Below are 23,499 nucleotides of genomic sequence, written 5' to 3' on the forward strand. Positions count from 1 at the left end.
GATATTTGTATGTCTTTCTTCAGGTTTATTATACGTACTGGCCAACGCAGTGAGCACACCCGCCACACGCAGCAATGAGGGCACCGTGGCAAATCAAGTACAGGCAGACAGCACAATCAACTGCTCCGATTCCAGTTGGTGCATCGATACACGCGGGCGAACATTGCCAACATCCGCCGACACTTCCGACACACCCACCACACGGTAGCACGCACGAATTATGCCATTGCGCTCCAATTTGATCCTGTACCGACAGCCGCTCGGCTGAGAGTTGGTCGGCCATCGACTTCATCGGGGTGAACGAGATCCCTTCGTCAACCACGACTGTTTGGAGGGTTTCGCTGTCCGTATCTTTGCTGTGTAGTACTTTGTAGCCAGAAATGTCGGTTCCTGTAACGACAGCGGCGTCATCCGCCACGACACCATCGACCTTCTCGACGACTGCTTGCTCACCATCAGTTGCATTGCGACGGAAAACGACATCAGAAGTGCGGCCAAGAAGTACAGCGTTCGTCCCACTCGGGAGAGATTGGTAACGCTCAGGGAGCTGAGAACGATCAATACTGCTAAGTTTCTCATCTGAAAACCGGAAGATGGCACCTGTATCGGTGTTTTCTGACTCAACATAGTACAGCATGCCGTAGAGTGTTGAAAATTCTGCGACTTGCAGTGTCTTTCCATCGCTTCCTTCGATTTCGTACTCCTGAGAGCCTTCTAATTTTAGTTTCGGGTAATTTAGTTCGGTAAGTATAGAGCGAACGTATTCGGAGCCTCGGGCCCTGTTAAGACGATTGTAGTTTGTTGCTCCTTTAGCGACTACTGGGACACTAGTGAAGCTAGCTGCACTCGCAGTTGCACCGATTCCTTTCAGTATATCTCGCCGGTTCAGTCGGCTCTTTTCTACCATATACAATACAATATGAAATTCATTATTACTTAAATACATTCTAGTTTAAAGTACATAAATTATTATTAACAGACATTTCACGAGTGAACTTCCCCGGAAAGGCGTTCATCACGCTTTCTTTCACCTACGCGGTGCTGACTACATTTTTCGAATAAGCCCAGACTACAGCACTTCTCCGACCGTTATTGAACAAGAACACTCTCCCCGAATCATCACCTATCATCGTTCCTGTGATTCAAACAAATAGACTTTCCCAATTGTTCAAATGAACTTGCGGCTCGTGCATAACTCGTGGATAGCCTCATCTTCTAGGAGGACTCGTTTTGCTCATCGCTCGGAGGATGTTTCTGTAAATGGTCGTCTCCGACGGTGTCCGAACAGTATCTTCCTCTTCGGTCTTCGAAAACAGTTTCAACGGGTGGTTTGGTATCAGTTGAAGGCGTCTTCCAGCGGTGGGACGACTTGCTTTTTCCGAGACATTACACCGGGCAAGAACGCTTCTTGATTTGAGAACGAGGTATCCAGGCCAGTTTCAACTGTTGCCGTTTCGGTGCCTGCAACGAGCGCTGTCGAATCCTCTTCGAGCAGGTCAGTAACAAGCAACAAAAACACCGCGTAATCGCGTTCTGTTGCAACGTCGTCCATCGCCGCAAGAACCGCGTCTTGCTGATCCAATACGACATCGGGTTCGACGGTTTCGATTTGGCCGATACCGACCTCAGCGGGGCCAAACTCGAACTCTTTGAAGTCGCTGAGTATCATCTCCCGCGGGGTTTTTTCACCGATTTTGCTCTTGTGTCGAAGCAGTTCCTTCCCGTACTTCTCATAGTCAACACCAGCAGTGTCGGCCAATTGCTTAGCAACTACCCTGTCTCGTTCGGTAGTCGTTGGAGAGCGAAGCACGACCGTGTCGCTAAGCAGTCCGCTAAGCAAGAGTCCGGCAGTCTGAGCGGAAATCGTCTCATCTGCATCGGCAAACAGTTGAGTGAGTATGGTCGCAGTTGACCCGACAGGTTCGTTTCGGAACAGAATCGGATTGCTGGTTTCGACGTCGCCGATACGGTGGTGGTCTACAATTTCGACGATATTCGCGTTTCGTGCTCCAGCGACGGTTTGACTGTACTCGTTGTGATCGACGAGTATCAACTGTTCGTCTGTTGCATCGTTGAGAAGCGGCGGCGACTCGGCATTCCATCGCTCCAATACGAACTGCGTTTCCGGGTTCAGTTCGCCCGCTCGTGCAGGGACGGCATCGATTTCTTGTTTCTGTTTCAATCGCGCATACGCTAACGCAGAGCAAACTGTATCTGTATCTGGCTGCTGATGACCGATTACGTAACGTGACTGTGACACGGTCGCTCCAATGCGGTCTTGATTCAAGAACACTTCCCTTCTCGAAATCTTCGTTTCGATAGACAGTTCGGATAGACAGCCAACTGTCAGGTGCGGCCAGATTCTTGTATCTCCCACTCACAGAACGTTCATGGACGCGAAACGGGAACTACTGTCGCTCCTGCTGTCGAACGCCCGCGAGGACACCGCTGACCTCGCGCGTCAAACCGGACTATCCGAATCGGAAATCGAATCGCAGATTGTAGCCCTCGAATCCGAGGGCGTCGTTCGGGGCTATCAGGCGGTCGTGGACTGGAACAACGCGGCTGACGAGCACGTCGAGGCGAAAGTCGAGTTGAACGTCGAACTCGACCGCGAAACCGGCTACGAGCAAATCGCCCGTCGAATTGCGAAGTTTCCAGAAGTCGCATCGCTCCGGTTGGTCAGCGGCAACTACGATTTCGCCCTCGACGTGGAGGGCGAGTCCATGCACGACGTGTCGAACTTCGTCGCGGAGCAAATCGCGCCGATTCCGGAAGTGACACAGACCGTCACTCATTTCGTGATGGAGACGTACAAAAAACGCGGCATCGAGTTCGACGACCGCGACGAAGACGACCGCCTCTCCGTCTCGCCATGAAACCGGCAGACCGCGTCGAACGGGTTCCGCCGTCGGGGATTCGTCGCTTCTTCGAACTCGCGGAGGAGCGCGACGACATCATCTCGCTGGGCGTCGGCGAACCGGACTTTTCGGCACCGTGGTCGGCGCGCACCGCGGCAATCGACGCGCTGGAACGCGGAAAAACGTCCTACACGGCCAACCGCGGGCGAAAGGATTTGCGGGAAGCAATTGCGAGTCACGTCCAGCGATACGATTTGGAATACGACCCAGATGGCGAGATTCTGGTGACTGCGGGGGCCAGCGAAGCAATCGACCTTGCCATGCGGGCACTGGTGAATCCGGGCGATGGGGTTGCGGTTCCGCAACCGTCGTACATCTCCTACGTCCCCGGCGTTACCTTCGCGGGCGGCGAACCGATTCCGGTTCCGACCACCGCGGCCGACGAGTTCGTGCTGACCCGAGAAGCGCTCGAAAAGTCGGGTGCGGCGGATGCTGAGGCACTCGTCCTGTGCTATCCCAACAACCCCACGGGCGCGACGATGAGCCGGGACGAACTCGCGGAAGTAGCCGAATTCGTACAGGAAAACGACTTGTTCGTCCTCTCCGACGAGATTTACGCCGCGCTGACTTACGACAGCGAACATACGTCAATCGCTACGCTTCCGGGGATGCGTGAGCGAACAATCGTGTTCAACGGCTTTTCGAAGGCCTATGCGATGACTGGGTTGCGATTAGGCTACGCCCTCGGCCCGGAGGTAGCTATCAACGCGATGAACCGCATCCACCAGTATTCGATGCTTTCGGCACCCGTAACCGCCCAGTACGGGGCGTTGGAAGCACTTCGGAGTTGTGAGGACGAAGTCATCGAAATGCGAGAGGAGTACAATCGCCGCAGGAGATTCGTCCTCTCGCGGTTCGACGAAATGGGACTGGACTGCTTCGACGCGAATGGCGCGTTTTACGCCTTTCCCGCCTGTGATAGCGACGACGAAGCGTTTGCCGAGAGTCTACTTCGAGAGCAAGGGGTCGCCGTCGTCCCGGGAAGCGCCTTCGGAGAGGGTGGCGAGGGTCACCTCCGCGTCTCCTACGCGACCGGAATGGCCGACCTGCGGGAGGCCATGAACAGAATCGAGACGTTCGTTCGGAAGCGATAGCCCACTCGGAGTTACTGCTCTCCGGGTTTACTTTCCGGTTCCGGGGGTGCAGTAACACAGACGACTTGGGACGGCGCATCTCCGAGTACTTTCCACCCGTGCGGAACGTCCGCCTAACGATAGTGTCTCCCGGGCCGGTTCCTCGTGAATCGCCATCGACGCTCCATTCCATTCTCCCCGCGCGGATGAAGATGATGTGTGTTTCTTCGTGCGTGTGTTTCCCGCTCAGTTCCGGATTCGGGGTGAACGACGTGAATGTCACATCCCACGAACTGCATTCGTTCGCCCGAACTTTCCGGCGTGACGAATGGACTGTACTCCGGTGTCGATAAATCGCTCATATGGTTCCCACCCATCGGCTCATCACGTCTGTATCCACGTTAACAGTTGCCAACATTCTGGTTCGAAAACGTCTGATAAATCCGTTCTCTGGTTATGGATTCTCGAAGCATCCCGTTTCGGTATGAAAACCGTGATTCACGTCTCCAGTCCCGACCCGAACGACCAGCGAGAAGCCATCGCCAACACGCTGAATCTCGTCGGCGACGAGAGCGTTTTCACGCCCGGGGACGATGTCGTCGGTCTCGCCAACGGTGCAGGCATTCGAATGTTCGTGGAGGCAACCACGGCACAGCGGGAACTGGTGTCCGAACTCAGAAATCGGGAGGTTGACCTCCGTGCCTGTCGGAACGCTCTTCGAGGAATGGGTGTGACGGATGCGGACTTGCTTCCGGGCGTTGATGGCGTTCCGTCCGGTTCTGGCGAACTCGCCCGCCTGCAAGACGAAGGATACGGATACATCAAAGCCCCGTGAATCTCGTGACGTAATCAAAGAGTGTGATTATTCCGGCGCGACGAGTTCCACTGTCATCCGCTCGGGGTCTTCGAAGTAGACCGCGTAGTGGTCGTCACCGCCCGCAAATGGATGTTCGTCTTCGTACAGAATCGGCACGTCTCGCGCCCGAAGTTTCGCGGTCAGTTCGTCCACCTGCTCGCGGGACTCGGCGTGAAACGCGAGATGGTTCAGTCCCGGACGGCAACGATGGTACGGTTCGTCCAGATACTTCTCGTCAGCCTGTACGAGGACGATGTAGGTCGGACCGCGTTTCCACGACCGGCCGCGGTCCCAGTCCTGATAGACGCAATAACCGAGTTCGCCGAGTAGCCAACCCAAAACGTAGCCGAGGGTTCGAAATCGGAGGCGTACAGTTCGACATGATGGAGGAGTCCTGTCTGGGGGTCGTTCATACCGAAGCACTCTCACGACGCCAAGATACCCCTATCGAATTGTCGGGGGCGTGACGCCTTCCGAGAAATCCATCTTGCGTTGCCGAAGTCAACCGTCGTGTTCGACCGTAATTTCAAAATAAAAACTATATGTTAATTATAATTTCAGATATGTTATATCCTCTGAGAGCATATCGGGGGTATGCGTCTCGTTCAGGTGCTCATTCCGGAAGGACGCCGGTCGGACGTGCTCTCGGTACTCGACGACGAAGGAATAGATTACGCAGTCTGGGAAGAGACGGGTCGAGGCGACTTCGAGGCACTGGTTTCGTTCCCGGTACCCGAAACCGGCGTCGAACCCGTACTCGACCAGTTGTACATGGCTGGCATCAAAGAAGACTCCTACACCATCGTTATGTCGACGGAGACTGTCGTCTCCGAGAAACTCGGGAGTTTGAAAGAACGATACAGCGGCTATCGTATTTCGCGCGACGAACTCATCGCCCGATCCGAAGACCTCGCGCCCGCCGCCTCGACGTTCTTCATCTTCCTCATCGTGAGTACGCTCATTGCGACGACCGGCCTGTTGCTCGATTCGGCGGCGACCATCATCGGCGCGATGGTCATCGCGCCTTTGATGGGGCCCGCCATCTCGGCCAGCGTCGGGGCGGTTCTCGCCGACCGCGAGATGACTTCTCGCGGTGTGACATTACAGGTGACCGGTCTCCTCGCGGCAATCGCTACCGCCGCCGTATTCGGACTGTTCTTGAATGAGACCGTCTTTTTACCCCCGGTCGATATTCGAACGATTCCACAGGTTTTAGAGCGAACTTCACCGAATTTTCTTTCGCTCTTTTTAGCATTGGGCTCAGGTATCGCCGGTGCCGTGAGCATCATCCGCGGAAGCGGGTCGGCACTCGTCGGTGTCGCCATCGCGGTTGCGCTCATTCCCCCTGCCGCTACCGCAGGACTCGGCCTCGCGTGGGGTCACTCCGGCGTCGTCGTCACCGCTGGCGTCCTCGTTCTGGTGAACTTGCTCGCTATCAACCTCTCGGCGCTCATCTTGCTGTGGATTGCTGGCTACCGGCCCGAAGAAAGCGAGCAGGAAACACAGGCTCGCAGGGCAGTCCGCATTCGCATTGGGACAATCGTCCTTAGTCTCGTGTTTCTCTCACTCGTTCTCGGTACCATCACGGCGGCGTCCTTCGCAGTCGGAAGCGTCGAAACCGATGCGAACAGGGAAATCAAAGCGATGTTCGACAGCGGTCAATTCAGCGATATGGAGGTCGAATCGGTCAGCGTTGACTACGACATCGACGACGTTCTGCTCAACGACCCGGCACAGGTGACGGTCATCGTGGCACATGGCCCGAACGAGCAACTGCCACCGGACATGGCACAGCGTATCGACGACCGCCTAACACAATCGACGGGGCAGGTCAGCGCCGGCCCCTTCCACATTGACCAAGACATCGTCGTTGACGTGGTCTTCGTTCGGGGACAGACGACGCGGTAATCGCTCGTCCGCAATCGCTTTGCCCGACCCCTGCCAATGACGAGCCATGACGCTGGCGGAGAGGGACTGGCGGCTGATTCGAGAAGAGTCGTGGGACGGCCCACTGAACATGGCGCTGGACGAAATCGCGGCCGAAACCGCGGCGAACGGCGGCCCGCGAACCCTGCGCGTATATCGCTGGAAGCCGAGTACGCTGTCGTTGGGCTACCGACAAGACCCGGAAACGGTCGATTGGGAATTCTGCGAGAACGAGAACATCACCGTCACCCGGCGACCGACCGGCGGTGGCGGCATCTATCACGACAACTACGGCGATATTTCGTACTCCATCATCGCGCCCGCCGAGGAACTCCCGGGGAACCTGATGGAAACCTACGAACTGCTCTGTGAACCCATCTTCGACGCCTTCGAGCGCATGGGCGTGGACGCGACATTCACCGAGGAGAAACTGCCGGTCATCCACCAACCGGCGTGCTACTTGCGCGAACTCCATCCCGCACACGACGTGGTTGCAGGGGGGCGAAAAATCAGCGGCAACGCCCAGTACCGGCGAAAAGACGCCGTCATCCAGCACGGGTCGCTGAAGTTCGCCATCGACGCAGAGCGCCATCTTTCGACGTTTTCGAACCCCGAGACGACGCCCGAAACGTTCCACGAACGCGTGACGACGATAAACGAACAGGTCAGCCTCGACCGCGAGGATGCTGTCAGCGCGGTCGAATCCGCGCTTCGGGATTGGGGAGCGACAGAAGAAGGGGAATGGTCGGACGAGGAGTTGGTTCGGGCGCGCGAGCACGCCCGAACCAAATTCGAGAGCGAATTGTGGACGAAAAACCGTGACGACCCGACTGCGTGAATCGTCCACCGACAGCGTGAACTGACTGCCTATCGTGTGGTTACTCGCACTGGTCAAAACCCGAAGGTCTCGGGTTCCGAACCGAACGTGTCCACGATTGCTTCGTGAATCTCCGACAGCGGCGGTGTATCTATCGTCGGGTCGATGGGATGGTTGCCGACCCAGACGTACCGAATCGTGCGGTCTTGGTCGATGAGGAAGCAGGAGCGTTTCGCTCGGTTGACGACCTTGAACGTGCGATATTTTACGCCGAACGAGTCGGCGACTTCGAGGTTTTCGTCGGTGTAAAGCGGAAACTGAAGGCCGAGATGGTCGATGAATCGGCGGTGGGTTTTCGGGCGCGATTTGCTGATACCGACGACCTGCACGTGGTCGCCGCTGGCGAACCAGTCGTAATCGCGGAACGAACACCACTCTTCGATACAGTCGGGGGTGAAATCGTTCATGTAAAACGACAACAATACCGGCCCGTCTGCAAGGAGCGAAGAGAGCGACGTGTCTGTTACTTCCCCGTTGCTGGTGACGAGTGGCGCGCTAAATTCGGGAGCCACATATCCGACCGACAAGTCACCGGAATCAGACATACACGACCATCTCGTGCAGTCGATTTAAGCATTCGGAGACGGTTCGAAGTGCATTTGACCCCCGGATTACTAGTCGGAGAATATGCGAGTCGGAGCACACGTTTCCATTTCGAGTTCGAAGGTTTCGAGCGACGAGTCGAAACCCCCACACGACAACATCGCCAACGCGGTTTGCCGACAGGAGACATTCGGCGGCAACTGCGGGCAGATATTCACGACATCCCCGCAAGTGTGGAAAGACCCGGATATCAGCGAGGAAGAAGCAGAACTGTTCAAGCGAGAAACCGAGGAGAAACTCGACGGCCCGTGGGTCATCCATTCTTCGTATCTCGTCAACCTCTGCACGCCGAAAGACGACCTCCGCGAGAAGGCAATCGACAGCATGCAGAAAGAAGTCGATGCGGCGGACAAACTCGGCGTCGAGTACGTAAATGTCCACCTCGGGGCGCACACAGGGGCAGGTGTCGAAGGTGGCCTCGAAAACGCCGCCAGCGCGCTCGACGAGTTGGACATTCCGGACGGCGTCACGGTTCTCATCGAAAGCGACGCGGGAAGCGGGACGAAACTCGGCGGCGATTTCGAACATCTCGCGGAGGTACTTTCCGCTTCAGAACAAGACCTCGACGTGTGTATCGACACGGCCCACGCCTTCGCCGCGGGCTACGACCTCTCCACCCGCGACGGTGTCGAGGAAACCATCGAGGAGTTCGACGACGTCGTCGGATTGGAACACCTGCAGTGTATCCACCTGAACGACTCGAAACACGAGTGCGGCACGAACAAGGACGAACACGCCCACATCGGCAAAGGCCTTATCGGCGACGAAGGGATGAAGACGCTCATCAACCATCCAGAACTCGAAGACGTGCCGCTCGTCCTCGAAACGCCGACGGAAAACGGCAAAGGCTTCGCGTGGAACATAGAGCGCGTCAAAGAACTGCGCGAGGAGTAGAGTAGGCAGCCCCGACAGTCGCAGGCACGGAGCATCCTGACCAATATTTTTGTAGCCAGACGAACAATTATCGACCACGACCATGCGTTCCCAGTCCAAAGCCCTCCAACTCGTCGGTTTGCTGGTGTTCGTCGTCGGTTTCGTCGGCTACACCGTCTTCGACTGGCGATTCGACACGACGGGAAATCCCATCATCACGGTAGTCGCTGTCGTCTGTGTCGTCGTCGCAATCGTCGTGACGATTCGACGGTCGCTGCAAAGCCAGTGAAAATCAACCCGTTTTTCAGGCGAACAGGAAGCTCAACAGCCACAGCGCGCCCATTCCAGCGACCAGCGTCGCCAGAATGTCCTCGGTTTTCCACGCGACGAGAACCGTCAATCCGCCCGCGAACAGTCGCAGGTTGTCCGGCGAGAGCGCGATTGACCCGTCAGCGTAGACGAACTGCGGAACGACCAGTGCGGAGAGCACCGCCGCGGGAACGAACCGGAGCGCCCGTTCGACGCGCTCCGGAATGTCGTCCAGTCGCCCGAAGAAGGCGATGAACGACAGTCGAATGAGGTACGTTCCGAGCCCCGCCACGATGATGATGAGCCACAGCATCTCAGACCCGAAGTTCGTCTGTGGCATTCAGGCCACCTCCTCGACCAGCAGGCCTGCCACGATGCCAACGACTGCGGCGGTCACGAGGCCGAGATTAAACGGCAGTCCGTTTGCAGCGACGGCAGTCGCTCCGCCGACGACCGCCGCGACCACGGTCGCGCGGTCGGTGACGCTCGGCACGAGCACCGCGAGGAAGACGAGCGGCACCGCGAAATCGAGGTGCCACCCCGAGGGAACGCTCGCACCGAGCAGAATTCCGGCGACGGTGGCGAGTTGCCACGTCACCCAGAGCGAGACACCGACGCCGAGGTAGTACCAGCGCCGATTCGTCTCCTCGTCCTGTTCGAACTTCATCAGCGAAACCGCGTAGGCTTGGTCGGTCAGGAAGTACGACAACCCTGCCTTCCAGCGCGCCGATTGACGTTTGAAATACGGCGCGATTGACGCGCTGTACATCATCATTCGAAGATTAATGATGATGACGGTCAGCACGACGACGACTGCGGGTGCACTCCGTCCGATGAGGTCTGCCGCGGCGAGTTGTGACGCTCCGGCGAAGACGAAGACGGACATGGCGAGCGCCAGCGGAGCGGACAGACCAGCGTTCACCGCGGCGACACCGGCGACCATCCCGAACGGCAGGACGCCTAGCACGATTGGAAGAGAGACTCGGACTCCGGAGAGGAAATCAGCACGTGATGACGACACTACTTCACCGTAGGCTAGTGAGGAGGTATCAACCTTGGTATGGCGGTAAGCACGAGGACTGTCTTTCGAATGACTGCACCGCAAACCGTCCCGTTTTTCCGGCGTCCATGCAAAACCCGAGTAAGAATCCGCCATGCGAGAGTTCTCCGCCGACTATCTGGAACGAACGCGAGAGGGGATGTGGGAGTCCCGCGAGGCGCTTTCCGACCTCGAACTCGACACCCGAAAACGCGTGCTCGATGTCGGCTGCGGAACGGGCGAACTCTCCCGCGTTCTGGCCGAAGAAACGGCAGGCGAAGTTGTCGGGACGGACGCAGACCCGCGGTTGCTGGCGGTCGCAGGGGAACACGTTCCGGTCGTTGCGGGCGATGCCCACCGACTGCCGTTTCCGGACGACAGTTTCGACCTCGTGGTCTGTCAAGCGTTACTCATCAATCTCCCCGACCCGGAACGTGCAGTTCGGGAGTTTGCCCGCATTTCGTCCGACCTCGTGGCCGCAATCGAACCGGACAATTCGGCCGTCTCGGTCGAATCGACCGTTTCCGTGGAGGGAAACCTGTCCCGCCGCGCCCGCGAAGCATACGTAGACGGCGTCGATACGAACGTCGCACTCGGCGGAGACGGAACGCGAAACGCGTTTTCGAACGTCGGTGTTTCCGACGTTTCGACCCTGAAACATCACCACTCGAAGACGGTCGCGCCGCCCTACTCGGCGCGCGACCTCGAAGCCGCGAAAAAGAAAGCGACCGCGAACGCGCTGGATGAGCGACGGGAAACCCTGACTAGTTCGCTCACGGCAGACGAGTACGAACGACTACGCGTCGAGTGGCGGGAAATGGGTCGGTCGGCCATCGAGCAGATGCAAGCAGACGAATATCGGCGGGCAGAGGTCGTTCCGTTTTACGTCACGACCGGGCGAGTGTAAGCGAAGACGACCCAAATGTAATCCGAAAATTGTTATCATCACGATGGTTCGTATTACACTATGGACCCACGAATCCGTGAACATGCAGAGGTAATCGTTGACCACTCGGTGAAAATCAAAAAGGAAGATTCCGTCCGAGTCGCCGCCCCACCCGTGGCTGAAGACCTCGCCGTCGCTATCTATGAAAAACTCGGGGAGTGCGGTGCAAAACCCTCCCTTGCGATGCGGAGTTCACGGGCCAATCGGGCATATGACTTGGCGTGCGACACGGACGATTTCGAACTGCCCGAACATTCGCTCGCGGAGATGCAAGAAACGGATGCCGTCATTATCGTTAAGGGGTCGAAAAACACGGCAGAGATGAGCGACGTTCCGGGAGAAAAGGCCACGGCCTACACGACCGCAATGGCACCGATTCAAAAAGAACGGTTAGGCAAGCGATGGGTCGGGACGCAGTTCCCCGCGCCCGGCGAAGCACAACTGGCCGAAATGAGCACCGAAGAGTACGAGAAATTCGTTTACGGTGCGGTAAACAAAGATTGGGACGAACAGCGCGAGTTCCAACACAATATGGTCGAAATACTCGACCCTGCGGACGAGGTTCGTATCGTCTCCGGAGGCACCACCGACATCCGAATGAGCGTCGAAGGGATGAAGACGGTCAACGACTACGGTGAGAAAAACCTCCCGGGCGGAGAGGTGTTCACCGCACCAGTACCGGATTCCGTAGACGGCGAAGTACTGTTCGACAAACCGCTCATTCGTCAGGGGCGAGAAATCGAAGGCGCATGGCTGAAATTCGAAGACGGCGAAGTAGTCGAACACAGCGCCGAGAAGAACGAAGAAGTGCTCACGGGCGTTCTCGACACGGACGAGGGTGCGCGCCGACTCGGCGAACTGGGCATCGGAATGAACCGCGATATTGACCGATTTACGTACAATATGCTGTTCGACGAAAAGATGGGCGACACCATCCACCTTGCAATCGGAAAGGCCATCGGACAGACTGTTCCAGAGGGGCAACCGTACAACGAGAGTGCAACGCACCTCGACATGATTGTCGATATGAGTGAGGATTCGTTCATCGAAGTTGACGGCGAAATCGTCCAACGAAACGGGACGTTTCGCTTCGAAGATAAATTCGAGGGATGAGCTAGTGGATAAGGTCGCAAAAATTCAAATACCAAACCGAAGCCAACCCCGACGTGACCTGAAACCGGTCGCGTGAGTGGCCGAGGACGTTGTGTGGCACACCCTCGCGCGAACGAAGCGTGCCGCCTGTTTGCCACTCGCTTGAGTTCTAGTGACGATTACACCACGTCGCCGCGAACCGTCGTACCATCCTGTCGCCGTCGATAGGATTCGACTGCGTCCGCGGCCGAGTCCGTCTTCTCTTCGTCCATTCCGAGCATCTCCAACGCGGCCGGGAGCGTCGGAAACGCGAACTCGCTTTCGCGCAGTTTTCGGAACGCTTCCGTGCTTCGCTGGCCATCAACCCACAGACAGACGCCTCTGGGGTCGAGAATCTGTTCGTAGGCATCGCGGGCCATCGCACCTCGCAAACGTTGGGTGACATTATCCTCGAAACTCGAATTGCAGACTTCGAGGTGAACCGGTTCGTTTTCTGGCAAGAGGTGCACCGCCAGACATTTTTCGGGTGCCGCATAGCCGTTGTCGTTCGCCCGAATCAGGTCGGGATGGTCGTCTGCCCACTCCGCGCGAACTGTCTTCCCGATACCCTTCACGCTGTGGGTGTCCACAAAGTCGCCTTCGCGGTCGGCGTCGTCACCTCGGAGCAGGATGTCCTTCGTTACGTACACGTCGAGTCGGTCGATAGGGTCAAGACCGAGTGCCACGTCGCCGTACACCCAAATTTCGCGGACGGGGACTGGCATGGTGTCGTTCTCGACCGTCTCGACGAGTTCCTCGACGCGCTGGATTGCCGCGCTTCGCTCCATCGGGTTCGAATTCGGGTTTGGCGTGGATAAGTCCGCTGGAACGACGACCAGCGCGGAATCGGCAACGGATTCATGACTGTGCCGACCCTCTCTGCGCGTAGTTGCTGCTAATAACGAGGAGCACAAATCGACATGATTTCGTTTCCCGATAAACAGACATCGCTCGATGGCGGCGGATTCGGTGCTGTCGCGTCGTGGTTGTGCGACGAAGAGAGTTCGTCTTCCCCCCTGTTTTCAGCGGTAGACGAAGCACTGTGTGCGTTTGCGTTTAGACCCGACGAACCGCTCACGTGGTGGTCGAATCGCCTGACCGACCTGACCGGGCGTCCCGACTCCGATCTCGTCGAACTACGTGCGAGCGACCTCGTCGTTGCGTCAGATAGAGAACGGTTCGAAACCGGTGTTCAGACCGCCCTCGACGAAGGAGAAGCATCTTTCGTTGTGGCGTTCGATACGACGAAACGACACGTTCGATTCGGCGATTGTCGAATCGTTCGGCTTCGGGAGAACGACCTCTGTTTCGCCGTCGTCACCGAAACGAGCGAGTTGACAGATCATCGGAAAACGCTGAATCGCGTCGATACGATAATTTACGCGCTCGACACCGAACTGCGGTTCGTATACGCAAACGACCCGTGGTACGAATCGGCGGCCGAGTGGGGCCATGACGGACATTCGGTACTCGGAGAGCACATTTGGACGCTGTTTCCGACCGCCATCGGAACGCGATTGCACGACGAAATCGACGCCGCACTGGAGACACAGCAACCGAACAGGTTCGAAGAGTATCTGCCAGAGGCGGAGATGTGGATGGAGACGCAACTCTATTCATCCGCGGATGGCGTGACGGTGTTTACAAGAGATATTACCGACGAAAAGAATCGGCAACGGGAACTCGAACGCTACGAAACCATCGTGGAAACGGTCGGTGACGGAATCTACGCCTCGGACGATTCGGTCAGATTTAGTTCGGTCAACGAGGCGATGGAGGAGTTGACGAGATACTGTCGGGACGAACTCGTCGGCGCACACGTATCACTCATCGCGGACGACGAAACGGTTGCAGAAGCGATTCGCCAACGAGAACGGCTTCTCGCCGGTGAAATCGACGTTGGAAAGTACGAAATACCGATCAGAACTGCTGACGGCGAAGAAATTCCAGTCGAAGTCAGATTTACCGCATTACCAGTCAAGGACGGGGACTTCGAAGGGACTGTCGGCGTCATGCGCGACATTTCGGAACGAGTGGAACGCGACCGACGACTTCAAATCGAACGTGACCGAGTGACGGCGATGTTCGAAAATTCGGGGGATGCCATGGCATACTGCGAGTACGACGGTGAGACGCCGATGATTCGGGCAGCGAACGACGCGTTCGAGGAGAGTTTCGGGGTCTCCCAGGAGGTGGTCGGCATGCCGATCGACGAGGTGGTCGTCCCATCCGAGTTCCAAGCAGAAGCAACCGACATCAACCATCGGACGAAGAAAGGGGAGTATATCGAACGGGAGGTCAGGCGCGAAACGACCGATGGCGTTCGTGATTTCTTCCTGCGGTCGATTCCGATACGCCCGGGTGAGTCGGGCGAACGGTCGTACGGCGTCTATACAGATATTACCGAGCAAAAAGAGCGCGAGCGGGAACTCGAACGCTACGAAACCATCGTGGAGACGGTCAGCGACGGCATCTACACGACCGACGAGCAGTTTCGGTTTACGTCCGCCAACGATGCATTCGTTTCGATGACCGGGTACAGTCGTGACGAACTGCTAGGAAGCACCCCGGAACTGATAACGAGCGAAGAGACGCTCGCGGAAACGACGCGGTTGCGCGAGCGAATACTGTCCGGGGAAACCGAGACGGAGACGACGACGATAGACCTGCGTTCTGCAGAGGGGGAGGAGATTCCGGTAGAACTTCGTTTCAGGCCGCTTCCGAGCGACGATACGTCGGAGGGGCAGGGAACCGTCGGTGTCGTCCGCGACATCACGGAACGAGTCGAGCGCGAGCGCGCGCTCCGCGAGAACGAAGAACGACTTCGAACCGTGGTCGAGAACATTCCGGTTATTCTGTTCGCCGTCGATGTCGATGGGACGTTTACACTCTCCGAGGGACGCGGACTGTCGACGTTCGATGCGGATGTGGAGGATGCTGTGGGCAACTCCGTTTTCGACTGGTTGGCTGATTATCCTGCCATCACTGACGACATCGAACGGGCGCTGTCGGGCGAACCGGTCGATACGATTCACGAGATATGCGACGGATATTTCGAAACGTGGTATCAACCGATTCGGGAGGATAACGAGGTGACCGGCGTCATCGGCGTCTCGATGGACGTTACAGAGCGCATACGTCACGAACAGGCGCTTACGGCGCTCCACACGGCGACACAGGAGATGCTCGAAGCCGATTCGACGGAGGCGGTCGCCCAAATCGCCGCGGAGGTCGGGGCGTCGGTTCTCGACCTCCCCGGCGTAGCCGTCTTCCTGTTCGACGAGGAGACGAACGTGCTGCGGCCGGTGGCACATTCCGACGACGTGCCGGAACTCGTGGGCGAACCCACGTCGTTCGAAGCGGGTGAAAGCATTGCGTGGCAGGTGTTCGTTGCGGGAGAGACACGGGTGTTCGACGACGTGCGCGAATCGGAACACGTCTACAACCCGGACACTCGTCTCAGGAGTGGCTTGTACGTCCCGCTTGGCAATCACGGCGTGTTCGTTTCCTTGGATGACCAGACGGCAACCTTCGAAGCGGACGCTATCGAACTGGCGAGGATTTTTGCCGCAACGACGCAGGCCGCACTCGACCGCGTGAGTCGGGAGTCCGCCCTTCGAGAGCGCGAACGAGAACTCGAACAACAGACGGAGCGGCTCGAACGACTGCACGAAACGACGGAGTTGCTTCGTGACATCGAGCATCTGCTCGTCCTCGCGGACTCGCGTTCCAACATGGTCAACGAGGTGTGTGAACGCCTCGCGGGAACCGACCGATTTGCGATGTCGTGGGTCGGACGCCCCGACGAAACCGCATCGCAGGTGATTCCGGAGGCATGGGCCGGAACCGAGCGTGGGTATCTGGATAGCGTCTCACTCGCGCTGAATGACGACTCGGAGACAGAGGGTGAAGGCGAACCTGCCCTGACGGCAGTCCAAAGTGGCGACTTGACTGCCATCGGAAACGTGGCGGAGGTTGCCGGTGTCACGGCAGGACTCCAAAGCGATGACTGGCGACCCGAGGCGCTCATGCGTGGCTATCAGTCGGTCGTCGCCATTCCGCTCGTCTATCGAGACTATTCGTATGGCGTGTTGGCCGTGTACGCAAATCGCCCCGATGCCTTCGATGCACTATCTCGGGAGGTGTTTGCCGAACTCGGCGAAACCATCGCCTACGCCATCAATGCTATCGAAACGAAGCGCGGATTACTGACTGACCAAACTGTCGAACTCGACTTGCGCGTCGACGACTCCGACGATTTACTCCAACGACTTGCGGGCAGTCTCGACTGTCAGGTCGCGTATGAAGGCGTCGTGGCAGGTAACGAGGATGAAGACCATCTGTTCATCACGACCTCGGTAACGGACGTCGAAGCAGTGCAGTCGTATCTCGACGGCGTCGTCGGGGTCGCGGACAGTCGGCTCGTCAGCGAACGCGACGAGAACGCGCTGTTCGAGGTGACCGTCACCGAGCCGCTGTTTGCCTCGGCGCTGGTCGAACGGGGAGCCGTCCCGGAGTCGATTACGGCGAGCGAACAGTCGATTCGAGCGGTCGTCAACGTCCCGCACACGACGGAAGTGAGGGAGTTCGTAGAGACACTGCGAGTGCGCTATCCAAGACTTGAACTCGCCGCGCGGCGGAATAGAGAACGGCCGGTGCAGACAGTGCAGACGTGCCGTGCCGCGTTCGAGGAGCGATTGACCGACCGTCAGCAACAGGTGTTAGAAACCGCGTATCTAAGCGGCTTTTTCGACTCGCCACGGAGTACGACCGGGCAGGAGGTTGCCGCCTCACTCGGCATCACGCAACCGACGTTCATCAACCACCTCAGGTCGGCACAGCGGAAACTGTTCGACCAACTGTACGAAGCGGATATGCTAGATAGCTAGCCGTGGGTATTCCATGCTACTGCATAGCTAGCTGGAACCGCTTTGTCGATACTGCACGTGAACTGTGTCGTAGAACGCATGAACGAACGAGCAAACACCGTCACAACGCCGATTACGAATGGCCACGTCAGCGAAGCTGTCGTACAGGCCATCTCGCAGGTGAACGGCGTTGACCCACTCGAACTCGATTCTCCGCTGTACGATACCATCGACCCGGATGCACTCGACCGACTATTTCAACCGACGCCGACGACCAAGCGAGACATCGAATCGAAGATTAGTTTCACCGTTGCGGGCTGTGAGGTGACGATCACTGATAATCGAGTCGTAGCCGCAAAGCGTTTGTCGCCAGTCGATACATGAACGAGGATACGGACGACAGAGAACCAGAAGACCGCACCACTGCCGCGTCCCCGATGGGAACGCCGGTCTGTTCTCACTGTGGGTCGCCCATCGAGACAACCGACTGGTTTCCCATCGTCACGGAAACCACTGGAAGCGAATCGGTCGTCCTCCACTCGTTCTGCAACGAAGCGTGTCAAGACGCGTGGAACCGACAGCAGTCGGACGAACGACAGCAATCCGAAAGCCGACGAGAGACGAATATCGAGTAACCGCCGCAGTTCCACCACAGAACCCCCACGAGCATTCGACCTAGATGTCAAATAAAAAAGAAACCCGAACAGCAGACGTACAACAGACCGAATACACCGACGGCGCAGGCCGCGTCATCATGCTATACGACCCCGACGACGCGGATGCATGGATTCGCTCCTGCGTGACCTATCCGGTCGAGCCGTAACCGAATCGGATTTTGCGGACGGTGCCAGCCGTGGCGACGAGAGCTACCGCGTAATTTCGATACCGTCGGCTTCCCCCGCGACCACCCAGTCGTCGTCGCCGAGGCTATAGTGGCGAACCTCCGGCGTCTCCCACTCCCCATCGACGCATTCCGAGCTGACCTCGCACCGTCGGATGCCTTCGTGTCGCGGTTCGATTTCGAGTCGGAAGCGGTCGTCGGGCATGTAATCGATTGGACTCGCAGGTCCCTCGTAGGCGGTTCCGTCCGCGAGTTCGATGCGAACGTGGTTCCCTAATGTAACGATTTCTAGCGTTTCGGTGAACGTTTGCATGTCGGTCAGTAACACGCGGCGAACCTGAGTAAGCGTTACGGCTTTTCAGCGGAATGTGTGAAAAATATTGCCCTGAGTCGTGTTTCAGAGTGGATTTGTTCGTAATTGTGGAATTATTTGTTACTTTATCGCAGTGGTGTCTGGCATTGTACTTTTGTTTGTACTTCGGGCAATTCACGACACCAATCAGACCACCACTGCGACGAAATCATGTGTGGGTTATCTTCAAGCGTAGGTTATCTCATTCGATGATAGATGTTCGATAGTGGCCGCGAATCACGACTTCAATCAGACCGCCTCCGCACCGTATCCGGCCACACACCTCCCCAACCGATTCTCTCCGCTGCTCCCGGTGGTCGCGTCGTCGTTCATCCCTCGCGTGATAGTTGGCAAGCCCGAGGACTTGTCGTCTGAGGGCTTGCGCAGTATCCGCGCGAGGTCTTCGTGAGCGACGGAGGAGTTCTCGTGAGTGACAGCGGAGCGAACGAGAGCACGGAAGTGCTGTACTCTTCCGGAGCGAGCGAACGGTTCGTCGGAGACGAACTCCGACGGTGGATGACCGAAATGAGCGTCAGCGAATGGAAGGAGTCGGTTGGGGAGGTCTGTGGGAGGGGTGCGGTGGCGGTGCGGTTTGAGTAGAGTCGTGATTCGCTTACAACACGTATCCAAGAGTTGTAGGTGTACGATTTTAAGAGATTCTGACAGTCATGAACCGATGTCTCCTCACACAAGTATTAAAAACGAGTCGTCGCGCGACAGGAGCAGAATCCCACATGAACATCTCAAGCTTGAAGACGCCTGAACGAAACGGTATCACAAATGAGCGACGGGGAGCGAACGATTCGGGCGCTGGACGAGAAAACGGTTCAGCGAATCGCGGCGGGAGAGGTCGTCGAACGACCCGCCTCCGTGGTGAAGGAACTGGTCGAAAACAGCCTCGACGCGGACGCCGGACGGATTTCGGTGCGAATCGACGGCGGCGGAACCGAGAAAATTATCATTGAGGACGACGGCATCGGCATGAGCGAAGACGACGTGCAACTCGCCGTCGAGGAACACACGACGAGCAAGATTCGGGATATAGACGATTTGGAATCCGGGGTTGCCACCCTCGGCTTCCGTGGGGAAGCCCTCTACACCATCGGCGCGGTGGCCCGGCTCACAATCAGAACGAAAGCGAGGGGCGGCGAGGCTGGAACGGAACTCCGACTCGTGGGAGGCGACGTGGACGAAGTCAAGCCCGCCGGACGACCGGCAGGGACGACGGTGGAGGTCACCGACCTGTTTTTCAACACCCCGGCGCGGGAGAAGTACCTGAAAACGGATTCGACCGAGTTCTCGCACGTCAATCGAGTCGTCACGCAGTACGCGCTGGCAAATCCGGACGTGGCGTTCTCGCTGGAACACGACGGACGCGAGGTGTTTTCGACCACCGGACAGGGCGACCTTCAGTCCGCGATTTTGTCCGTCTACGGCCGCGAAGTCGCCACCGCGATGATTGCCGTTGGGGACGAGCGTGACACAGATGACGAACGAGACGAGGAAGACGGCGAAAATGACGGCCTCACCGTTTCGGGCTACGTCAGCCATCCCGAAACCACCCGGAGCACGCGGGAGTACGTCGCAACCTACGTCAACGGGCGCTACGTTCGCTCGTCCGTCGTTCGGGAGGCCGTTCTCGACGCCTACGGAAACCAACTCGCCCCCGACCGCTATCCCTTTGCCGTCCTCTTCCTCTCCGTGCCGGGCGATTCCGTGGACGTGAACGTCCACCCACGAAAGATGGAAGTTCGGTTCGGCGACGAGGGGATGGTTCGGAACGCCGTCCGCGATTCGATAGAAAACGCGCTTCTCGACAACGGACTAATTCGGTCGGGCGCACCCCGGGGGCGTTCCGCACCCGACGAAACCGACGTAACGCCCGAGGTGCAGTCGGAATTGGGGACGACAACGGACGAAAGCGATTTCGCGGAGGCCGTAAGCAAATCGGCTGACGAATCGAAATCCGTGAACGCGGAGTCATCAGCAACCAGCAGAGCGGTTACAGAATCGCACGAACACGATTCTGCAACTGCAAATGGTCGGAAGACGACTACGGAGAGCGAAACCACGGACGCGAACGCACCCAGCACGGGCACAGATGTGCCCGACACGGATACCAACGCACCAGCCACGAACACCAACGCATCCGCCACGGATGCGAAACCGGCAACGACTGACCAGCCATCGTGGAGCAAGTCGAATCAAAATACCGCGGAGAAAACGAATCGAAAACCGGAACGAAAGTTCCGCGCGGCGACAGAAGCAGAGACGCTAACCGATGCGCCCGACACATCCGAGTCGGTGGAACGGGAGTTCGACCGACTGCCCCGGATGCGCGTCCTCGGGCAACTGCACGACACCTACGTCGTCGCCGAAACGTCGGACGGACTGGTGCTCGTAGACCAGCACGCCGCCGACGAGCGCGTGAACTACGAACGACTGAGTGAGAAATTTGCGGGCGACACGACGACGCAGGTGCTCGCTTCGCCGGTCGAACTCGAACTGACGGCGGCGGAGGCCGCACTGTTTGAGGAGTACGACGAGGCGCTGGCACGGTTGGGGTTCCACGCGGCACTCACGGGGGAGCGAACGGTCGAAGTGACGACGGTTCCCGCAGTTCTCAGCGAGACGTTGTCTCCGGAACTCCTCCGGGACGTGTTGGGCGAGTTCGTCTCGGCCGACTCGGACGAACGCGACCGAAATTCCGCGGCGGCGGTCGCCGACGCGCTTATCTCCGATTTGGCGTGCTATCCCTCGATTACCGGCAATACGTCGCTTCACGAAGGTGACGTGGTGGGTTTGCTGTCCGCGCTGGACGACTGTGACAATCCATACGCGTGTCCGCACGGGCGGCCGGTCGTCATCGAATTTGGCGAGGAGGAAATCGAAAATCGGTTCGAGCGCGACTATCCGGGCCACGCGGGACGGCGCGCGGAGTAGTCGAGTCCGATTTCCGACCGTTTTCCCGACTGGTAAGGAGAACCTTCATATCGGCTGGCCGAATCAAATTTCAGTATGTCACGCGGGACGAGTCAGGGAGGACTTCTCGATGCGATACGGTACGACTTACAGCAGTTACACACCGGATGGATGTCACTGTTCTTTCCACGACAGCGACAGCAGTCCCATTCGGTGCTCGGGCAGTGGACGCCACAGAGTACGGCGGGGAAAGTAGCCTATAGAATATGGGGCGTGGTCGGCACGCTCGTCGTCGCCCTCCTGTACCCGTTCGTCCTGTTCGGCTTTGCGACGCGCTATTACACGAGTCGCATCGACCGAACCGCTGCGAGTCTCGGCGTGCTGGGCGTTATCCTGCTCTCGGTGCTCATCTGGGGTGGACTGGCGGCGCTGGCCAGAGTGCGCTTTTCCACCGAAGGGTTCTACGCCGTCACTGCGGCGGGAGGTGTCGCCACCGTCGCCGCAGTGCTTGCGTACCTCACCAGTCGGTACGGTGGCCGAATTACAACCATCCTGTTTGCCTACCCGTTCGGCATGACGGCGTTGTTCCTACCCCCGGTGGTCGCCGCGCTGTACTCGCCGACGCTTTCGGAGGTCATCTTCCCGAACAGCGAAACGCTGGCGGTGTGGTTGCTGGACAACGTCCTCGACTACCGCGGAATCAACGAAATCCTCCGCGCGCGCTTCGATCTCGAAGGGTTCGCCTACGTCGGCATGTGGTTCGGCATCGCGGTGCCGTTGGGTTGGAGTATGGGATTCTTGGTTACGCTGGCGAATCTCATGCGGCCGAAATCGGAGTAACGCTTTTCCTTCGTTCGGCTAACTGTCCGATATGGAGTTCAATTTACCCGTGACCGCCGGAGCACTGCTAGCAATCGTCGCTGTCGGTACGGCGGGCCTCATCGGGATGGATGTCATGGCGATGGGTACAGTATTGATGATGGTGGCCCCCTCGATGCTGGTGTTCGGCCTGATAGCGCTCTTCCTCGGCATCAAACACGGCGAGTATCGCGCGACGAGATAGAACAAAACGGCTCGGCTTTACTCGACTCGCCCGACAGCGAGAATGTGGTTCGACAAATCCGCAATTGTCGGGTCTTCGCGTAGTTTTCGAACGATTTCGGCGACGTTTTCCTGTGCATCTGCATCGATTTCTTCCAGCGCGGTTCCGAAGTTCGAGGCTGGGCCTTCGAGTCCGGCGACGATTTCGACCGCGAAACCGCGATTTTCCAGCAGGTCGCGCAGTTCCGCGGCGCGGAAGAAGTGGCACTCTACGAACGACGGATCATCACCTTCGTATTTTTCCGCGAGTTTGGCCGAATACGTCGCAGTCTCCACGAGGTTGGGAAGTTGGCGAACGCCAGCCTCAAAATGTGGTGCGCTCTTTAAGAGGTTCTGGACGACAGCGACGAACCCCATCACGGAGACGAAGATAGGGGAATCCGAGGTGGTCACGCGATGGAGTTCGCAGACTGCTTTGCTCCGTTCGTCGTCCGCAACGACGTGCGAGAGTGGCCCGCCGAGACACAGAGTTGCATCGAACTGATCGGCGGAAAATGGCAAGTCACGGATGTCGCCCTGCTGAACCGTGACCTTCGATTCGAGGTCGCGTTTCGATATGCGCTCTTTGGCGATGGCGACCTGCTCCGCAGACAGGTCGAGCAAAGTTACGTCGTAACCCTGTTCAACCAGCCAAATCGAATACCTCCCGGCGGCCCCGCCAGCGTCGAGAATATGGCCCGACTCGGGCAAATGCTGGTCGAGATAATCCGTCGTATTCTCGAACTCCAGTGAGTTTTTGAACGATTCTTCGAGGCGTTCCCACTCGCCCTCCCCGAGGCTATCGTAGTAGTTCGCCGGGTCGATTTTGGCAAGTGGGTCGTCGTCTGCCATCGTGACACATCTTTTTCAGGAGTCGGCCCA

Annotated in this window: 27 protein-coding genes; 18 read left to right on the top strand and 9 right to left on the bottom strand. The window is 57.9% G+C overall.

The features are described 5' to 3' along the window. Positions 1-28: 28 nt before the first annotated feature. Positions 29-907 carry a hypothetical protein gene (locus HL45_RS12825; RefSeq protein ID WP_144240083.1) on the bottom strand — a complete coding sequence of 293 codons (879 nt, stop codon included), beginning with the start codon at positions 905-907 and terminating at the stop codon, positions 29-31. Positions 908-1,336: 429 nt separating this feature from the next. Further along, positions 1,337-2,293: a manganese-dependent inorganic pyrophosphatase gene (locus tag HL45_RS12830; protein WP_368085931.1), complete on the bottom strand. Its 957-nt coding sequence runs from the start codon at positions 2,291-2,293 to the stop codon at positions 1,337-1,339. Between the two features lie 97 nt (positions 2,294-2,390). Here HL45_RS12830 and HL45_RS12835 point away from each other — a divergent pair, with 97 nt between their 5' ends. From HL45_RS12835 to HL45_RS12850, 3 genes are all read left to right on the top strand, one after another. Further along, positions 2,391-2,879, top strand: coding sequence for an Lrp/AsnC family transcriptional regulator (locus HL45_RS12835; protein ID WP_049971474.1), 489 nt, complete (start codon positions 2,391-2,393; stop codon positions 2,877-2,879). After that, on the top strand, positions 2,876-4,015 hold the full coding sequence (locus HL45_RS12840) for a pyridoxal phosphate-dependent aminotransferase (RefSeq protein ID WP_049971475.1): 1,140 nt from the start codon (positions 2,876-2,878) through the stop codon (positions 4,013-4,015). The genes HL45_RS12835 and HL45_RS12840 overlap by 4 nt, the downstream gene beginning before the upstream one ends. Before the next feature lie 463 nt (positions 4,016-4,478). Continuing rightward, entirely contained in the window at positions 4,479-4,829 is a 351-nt protein-coding gene (locus HL45_RS12850; RefSeq protein ID WP_049971477.1) for a DsrE family protein, read from the top strand. A gap of 27 nt (positions 4,830-4,856) precedes the next feature. Here the strand turns inward: HL45_RS12850 and HL45_RS12855 are convergent, their stop codons facing one another. Next, positions 4,857-5,189: a VOC family protein gene (locus HL45_RS12855; RefSeq protein WP_233274773.1), complete on the bottom strand. Its 333-nt coding sequence runs from the start codon at positions 5,187-5,189 to the stop codon at positions 4,857-4,859. 255 nt (positions 5,190-5,444) lie between these two features. Here HL45_RS12855 and HL45_RS12860 point away from each other — a divergent pair, with 255 nt between their 5' ends. Both HL45_RS12860 and HL45_RS12865 read left to right on the top strand, forming a co-directional pair. Next, on the top strand, positions 5,445-6,758 hold the full coding sequence (locus HL45_RS12860; protein ID WP_049971478.1) for a TIGR00341 family protein: 1,314 nt from the start codon (positions 5,445-5,447) through the stop codon (positions 6,756-6,758). 46 nt (positions 6,759-6,804) lie between these two features. Continuing rightward, positions 6,805-7,614, top strand: a complete 810-nt coding sequence (locus tag HL45_RS12865) for a lipoate--protein ligase family protein (protein ID WP_049971479.1) — start codon at positions 6,805-6,807, stop codon at positions 7,612-7,614. Positions 7,615-7,667: 53 nt separating this feature from the next. On the opposite strand, the gene HL45_RS12870 is transcribed toward HL45_RS12865, so the two are convergent. Continuing rightward, entirely contained in the window at positions 7,668-8,198 is a 531-nt protein-coding gene (locus tag HL45_RS12870; protein ID WP_049971480.1) for a redoxin domain-containing protein, read from the bottom strand. 82 nt (positions 8,199-8,280) lie between these two features. Here HL45_RS12870 and HL45_RS12875 point away from each other — a divergent pair, with 82 nt between their 5' ends. Together HL45_RS12875 and HL45_RS12880 are read left to right on the top strand one after the other, a co-directional pair. Continuing rightward, the gene (locus HL45_RS12875) at positions 8,281-9,150 is read left to right on the top strand and encodes a deoxyribonuclease IV (protein WP_049971481.1); all 870 of its coding nucleotides are present in this window, start codon (positions 8,281-8,283) and stop codon (positions 9,148-9,150) included. Between the two features lie 82 nt (positions 9,151-9,232). Beyond that, on the top strand, positions 9,233-9,418 hold the full coding sequence (locus HL45_RS12880) for a hypothetical protein (RefSeq protein ID WP_049971482.1): 186 nt from the start codon (positions 9,233-9,235) through the stop codon (positions 9,416-9,418). Between the two features lie 15 nt (positions 9,419-9,433). Here the strand turns inward: HL45_RS12880 and HL45_RS21265 are convergent, their stop codons facing one another. Together HL45_RS21265 and HL45_RS19995 are read right to left on the bottom strand one after the other, a co-directional pair. Then, on the bottom strand, positions 9,434-9,778 hold the full coding sequence (locus HL45_RS21265) for an AzlD domain-containing protein (protein ID WP_049971483.1): 345 nt from the start codon (positions 9,776-9,778) through the stop codon (positions 9,434-9,436). Beyond that, positions 9,779-10,459: an AzlC family ABC transporter permease gene (locus HL45_RS19995; protein ID WP_049971484.1), complete on the bottom strand. Its 681-nt coding sequence runs from the start codon at positions 10,457-10,459 to the stop codon at positions 9,779-9,781. A 133-nt stretch (positions 10,460-10,592) separates the two neighbouring features. Here HL45_RS19995 and HL45_RS12895 point away from each other — a divergent pair, with 133 nt between their 5' ends. Together HL45_RS12895 and HL45_RS12900 are read left to right on the top strand one after the other, a co-directional pair. Beyond that, positions 10,593-11,384: a class I SAM-dependent methyltransferase gene (locus HL45_RS12895; protein WP_049971485.1), complete on the top strand. Its 792-nt coding sequence runs from the start codon at positions 10,593-10,595 to the stop codon at positions 11,382-11,384. Between the two features lie 60 nt (positions 11,385-11,444). Continuing rightward, entirely contained in the window at positions 11,445-12,536 is a 1,092-nt protein-coding gene (locus HL45_RS12900; RefSeq protein WP_049971486.1) for an aminopeptidase, read from the top strand. Positions 12,537-12,694: 158 nt separating this feature from the next. Here HL45_RS12900 and HL45_RS12905 read toward each other — a convergent pair whose 3' ends face one another. Further along, the gene (locus tag HL45_RS12905) at positions 12,695-13,342 is read right to left on the bottom strand and encodes a DUF7095 family protein (protein WP_049971487.1); all 648 of its coding nucleotides are present in this window, start codon (positions 13,340-13,342) and stop codon (positions 12,695-12,697) included. A gap of 132 nt (positions 13,343-13,474) precedes the next feature. Between HL45_RS12905 and HL45_RS12910 the strand changes: the two genes are divergently transcribed. From HL45_RS12910 to HL45_RS21270, 4 genes are all read left to right on the top strand, one after another. Next, the gene (locus tag HL45_RS12910) at positions 13,475-17,443 is read left to right on the top strand and encodes a PAS domain S-box protein (protein ID WP_049971488.1); all 3,969 of its coding nucleotides are present in this window, start codon (positions 13,475-13,477) and stop codon (positions 17,441-17,443) included. 78 nt (positions 17,444-17,521) lie between these two features. Next, positions 17,522-17,806 (top strand): HalOD1 output domain-containing protein, encoded by a 285-nt coding sequence (locus tag HL45_RS12915; protein ID WP_049971489.1) that lies wholly within the window; start codon positions 17,522-17,524, stop codon positions 17,804-17,806. After that, the gene (locus HL45_RS12920) at positions 17,803-18,057 is read left to right on the top strand and encodes a DUF7576 family protein (RefSeq protein WP_049971490.1); all 255 of its coding nucleotides are present in this window, start codon (positions 17,803-17,805) and stop codon (positions 18,055-18,057) included. The genes HL45_RS12915 and HL45_RS12920 overlap by 4 nt, the downstream gene beginning before the upstream one ends. Positions 18,058-18,101: 44 nt before the next feature. Beyond that, a complete protein-coding gene (locus HL45_RS21270) occupies positions 18,102-18,245 on the top strand; it encodes a hypothetical protein (RefSeq protein WP_162833879.1) in 144 nt (47 codons plus the stop codon). 43 nt (positions 18,246-18,288) lie between these two features. Here HL45_RS21270 and HL45_RS12925 read toward each other — a convergent pair whose 3' ends face one another. Continuing rightward, a complete protein-coding gene (locus HL45_RS12925; RefSeq protein WP_049971491.1) occupies positions 18,289-18,576 on the bottom strand; it encodes a hypothetical protein in 288 nt (95 codons plus the stop codon). Between the two features lie 255 nt (positions 18,577-18,831). Here HL45_RS12925 and HL45_RS20875 point away from each other — a divergent pair, with 255 nt between their 5' ends. The 5 genes from HL45_RS20875 (at position 18,832) to HL45_RS12945 (ending at position 22,600) form a co-directional block, all read left to right on the top strand. Further along, positions 18,832-18,990 carry a hypothetical protein gene (locus tag HL45_RS20875; protein WP_158413700.1) on the top strand — a complete coding sequence of 53 codons (159 nt, stop codon included), beginning with the start codon at positions 18,832-18,834 and terminating at the stop codon, positions 18,988-18,990. Between the two features lie 51 nt (positions 18,991-19,041). Beyond that, positions 19,042-19,215 (top strand): hypothetical protein, encoded by a 174-nt coding sequence (locus tag HL45_RS20880; protein WP_158413701.1) that lies wholly within the window; start codon positions 19,042-19,044, stop codon positions 19,213-19,215. A gap of 180 nt (positions 19,216-19,395) precedes the next feature. Beyond that, positions 19,396-21,558: a DNA mismatch repair endonuclease MutL gene (mutL, locus tag HL45_RS12935; protein ID WP_049971493.1), complete on the top strand. Its 2,163-nt coding sequence runs from the start codon at positions 19,396-19,398 to the stop codon at positions 21,556-21,558. Positions 21,559-21,633: 75 nt separating this feature from the next. Then, on the top strand, positions 21,634-22,377 hold the full coding sequence (locus tag HL45_RS12940) for a hypothetical protein (RefSeq protein ID WP_049971494.1): 744 nt from the start codon (positions 21,634-21,636) through the stop codon (positions 22,375-22,377). A 31-nt stretch (positions 22,378-22,408) separates the two neighbouring features. Further along, on the top strand, positions 22,409-22,600 hold the full coding sequence (locus tag HL45_RS12945; RefSeq protein ID WP_049971495.1) for a DUF7333 family protein: 192 nt from the start codon (positions 22,409-22,411) through the stop codon (positions 22,598-22,600). Between the two features lie 17 nt (positions 22,601-22,617). Here the strand turns inward: HL45_RS12945 and HL45_RS12950 are convergent, their stop codons facing one another. Further along, a complete protein-coding gene (locus HL45_RS12950) occupies positions 22,618-23,469 on the bottom strand; it encodes a class I SAM-dependent methyltransferase (protein ID WP_049971496.1) in 852 nt (283 codons plus the stop codon). Positions 23,470-23,499: the final 30 nt, after the last annotated feature.

Origin of the sequence: Haladaptatus cibarius D43 (assembly GCF_000710615.1) — an archaeon.
GTDB lineage: Archaea > Halobacteriota > Halobacteria > Halobacteriales > Haladaptataceae > Haladaptatus > Haladaptatus cibarius.

Coding starts and splice junctions, on each gene's coding strand:
- HL45_RS12925 (WP_049971491.1), bottom strand. CDS start 18,576: ATGCAAACGTTCACCGAAACGCTAGAAATCGTTACATTAGGGAACCAC.
- HL45_RS20875 (WP_158413700.1), top strand. CDS start 18,832: ATGTTCGATAGTGGCCGCGAATCACGACTTCAATCAGACCGCCTCCGC.
- HL45_RS12895 (WP_049971485.1), top strand. CDS start 10,593: ATGCGAGAGTTCTCCGCCGACTATCTGGAACGAACGCGAGAGGGGATG.
- HL45_RS12870 (WP_049971480.1), bottom strand. CDS start 8,198: ATGTCTGATTCCGGTGACTTGTCGGTCGGATATGTGGCTCCCGAATTT.
- mutL (WP_049971493.1), top strand. CDS start 19,396: ATGAGCGACGGGGAGCGAACGATTCGGGCGCTGGACGAGAAAACGGTT.
- HL45_RS12945 (WP_049971495.1), top strand. CDS start 22,409: ATGGAGTTCAATTTACCCGTGACCGCCGGAGCACTGCTAGCAATCGTC.
- HL45_RS21265 (WP_049971483.1), bottom strand. CDS start 9,778: ATGCCACAGACGAACTTCGGGTCTGAGATGCTGTGGCTCATCATCATC.
- HL45_RS12910 (WP_049971488.1), top strand. CDS start 13,475: ATGATTTCGTTTCCCGATAAACAGACATCGCTCGATGGCGGCGGATTC.
- HL45_RS12950 (WP_049971496.1), bottom strand. CDS start 23,469: ATGGCAGACGACGACCCACTTGCCAAAATCGACCCGGCGAACTACTAC.
- HL45_RS12850 (WP_049971477.1), top strand. CDS start 4,479: ATGAAAACCGTGATTCACGTCTCCAGTCCCGACCCGAACGACCAGCGA.
- HL45_RS12905 (WP_049971487.1), bottom strand. CDS start 13,342: ATGGAGCGAAGCGCGGCAATCCAGCGCGTCGAGGAACTCGTCGAGACG.
- HL45_RS12880 (WP_049971482.1), top strand. CDS start 9,233: ATGCGTTCCCAGTCCAAAGCCCTCCAACTCGTCGGTTTGCTGGTGTTC.
- HL45_RS21270 (WP_162833879.1), top strand. CDS start 18,102: ATGTCAAATAAAAAAGAAACCCGAACAGCAGACGTACAACAGACCGAA.
- HL45_RS12920 (WP_049971490.1), top strand. CDS start 17,803: ATGAACGAGGATACGGACGACAGAGAACCAGAAGACCGCACCACTGCC.
- HL45_RS12875 (WP_049971481.1), top strand. CDS start 8,281: ATGCGAGTCGGAGCACACGTTTCCATTTCGAGTTCGAAGGTTTCGAGC.
- HL45_RS12865 (WP_049971479.1), top strand. CDS start 6,805: ATGACGCTGGCGGAGAGGGACTGGCGGCTGATTCGAGAAGAGTCGTGG.
- HL45_RS12840 (WP_049971475.1), top strand. CDS start 2,876: ATGAAACCGGCAGACCGCGTCGAACGGGTTCCGCCGTCGGGGATTCGT.
- HL45_RS12825 (WP_144240083.1), bottom strand. CDS start 907: ATGGTAGAAAAGAGCCGACTGAACCGGCGAGATATACTGAAAGGAATC.
- HL45_RS12835 (WP_049971474.1), top strand. CDS start 2,391: ATGGACGCGAAACGGGAACTACTGTCGCTCCTGCTGTCGAACGCCCGC.
- HL45_RS12860 (WP_049971478.1), top strand. CDS start 5,445: ATGCGTCTCGTTCAGGTGCTCATTCCGGAAGGACGCCGGTCGGACGTG.
- HL45_RS12900 (WP_049971486.1), top strand. CDS start 11,445: ATGGACCCACGAATCCGTGAACATGCAGAGGTAATCGTTGACCACTCG.
- HL45_RS12940 (WP_049971494.1), top strand. CDS start 21,634: ATGTCACGCGGGACGAGTCAGGGAGGACTTCTCGATGCGATACGGTAC.
- HL45_RS12915 (WP_049971489.1), top strand. CDS start 17,522: ATGAACGAACGAGCAAACACCGTCACAACGCCGATTACGAATGGCCAC.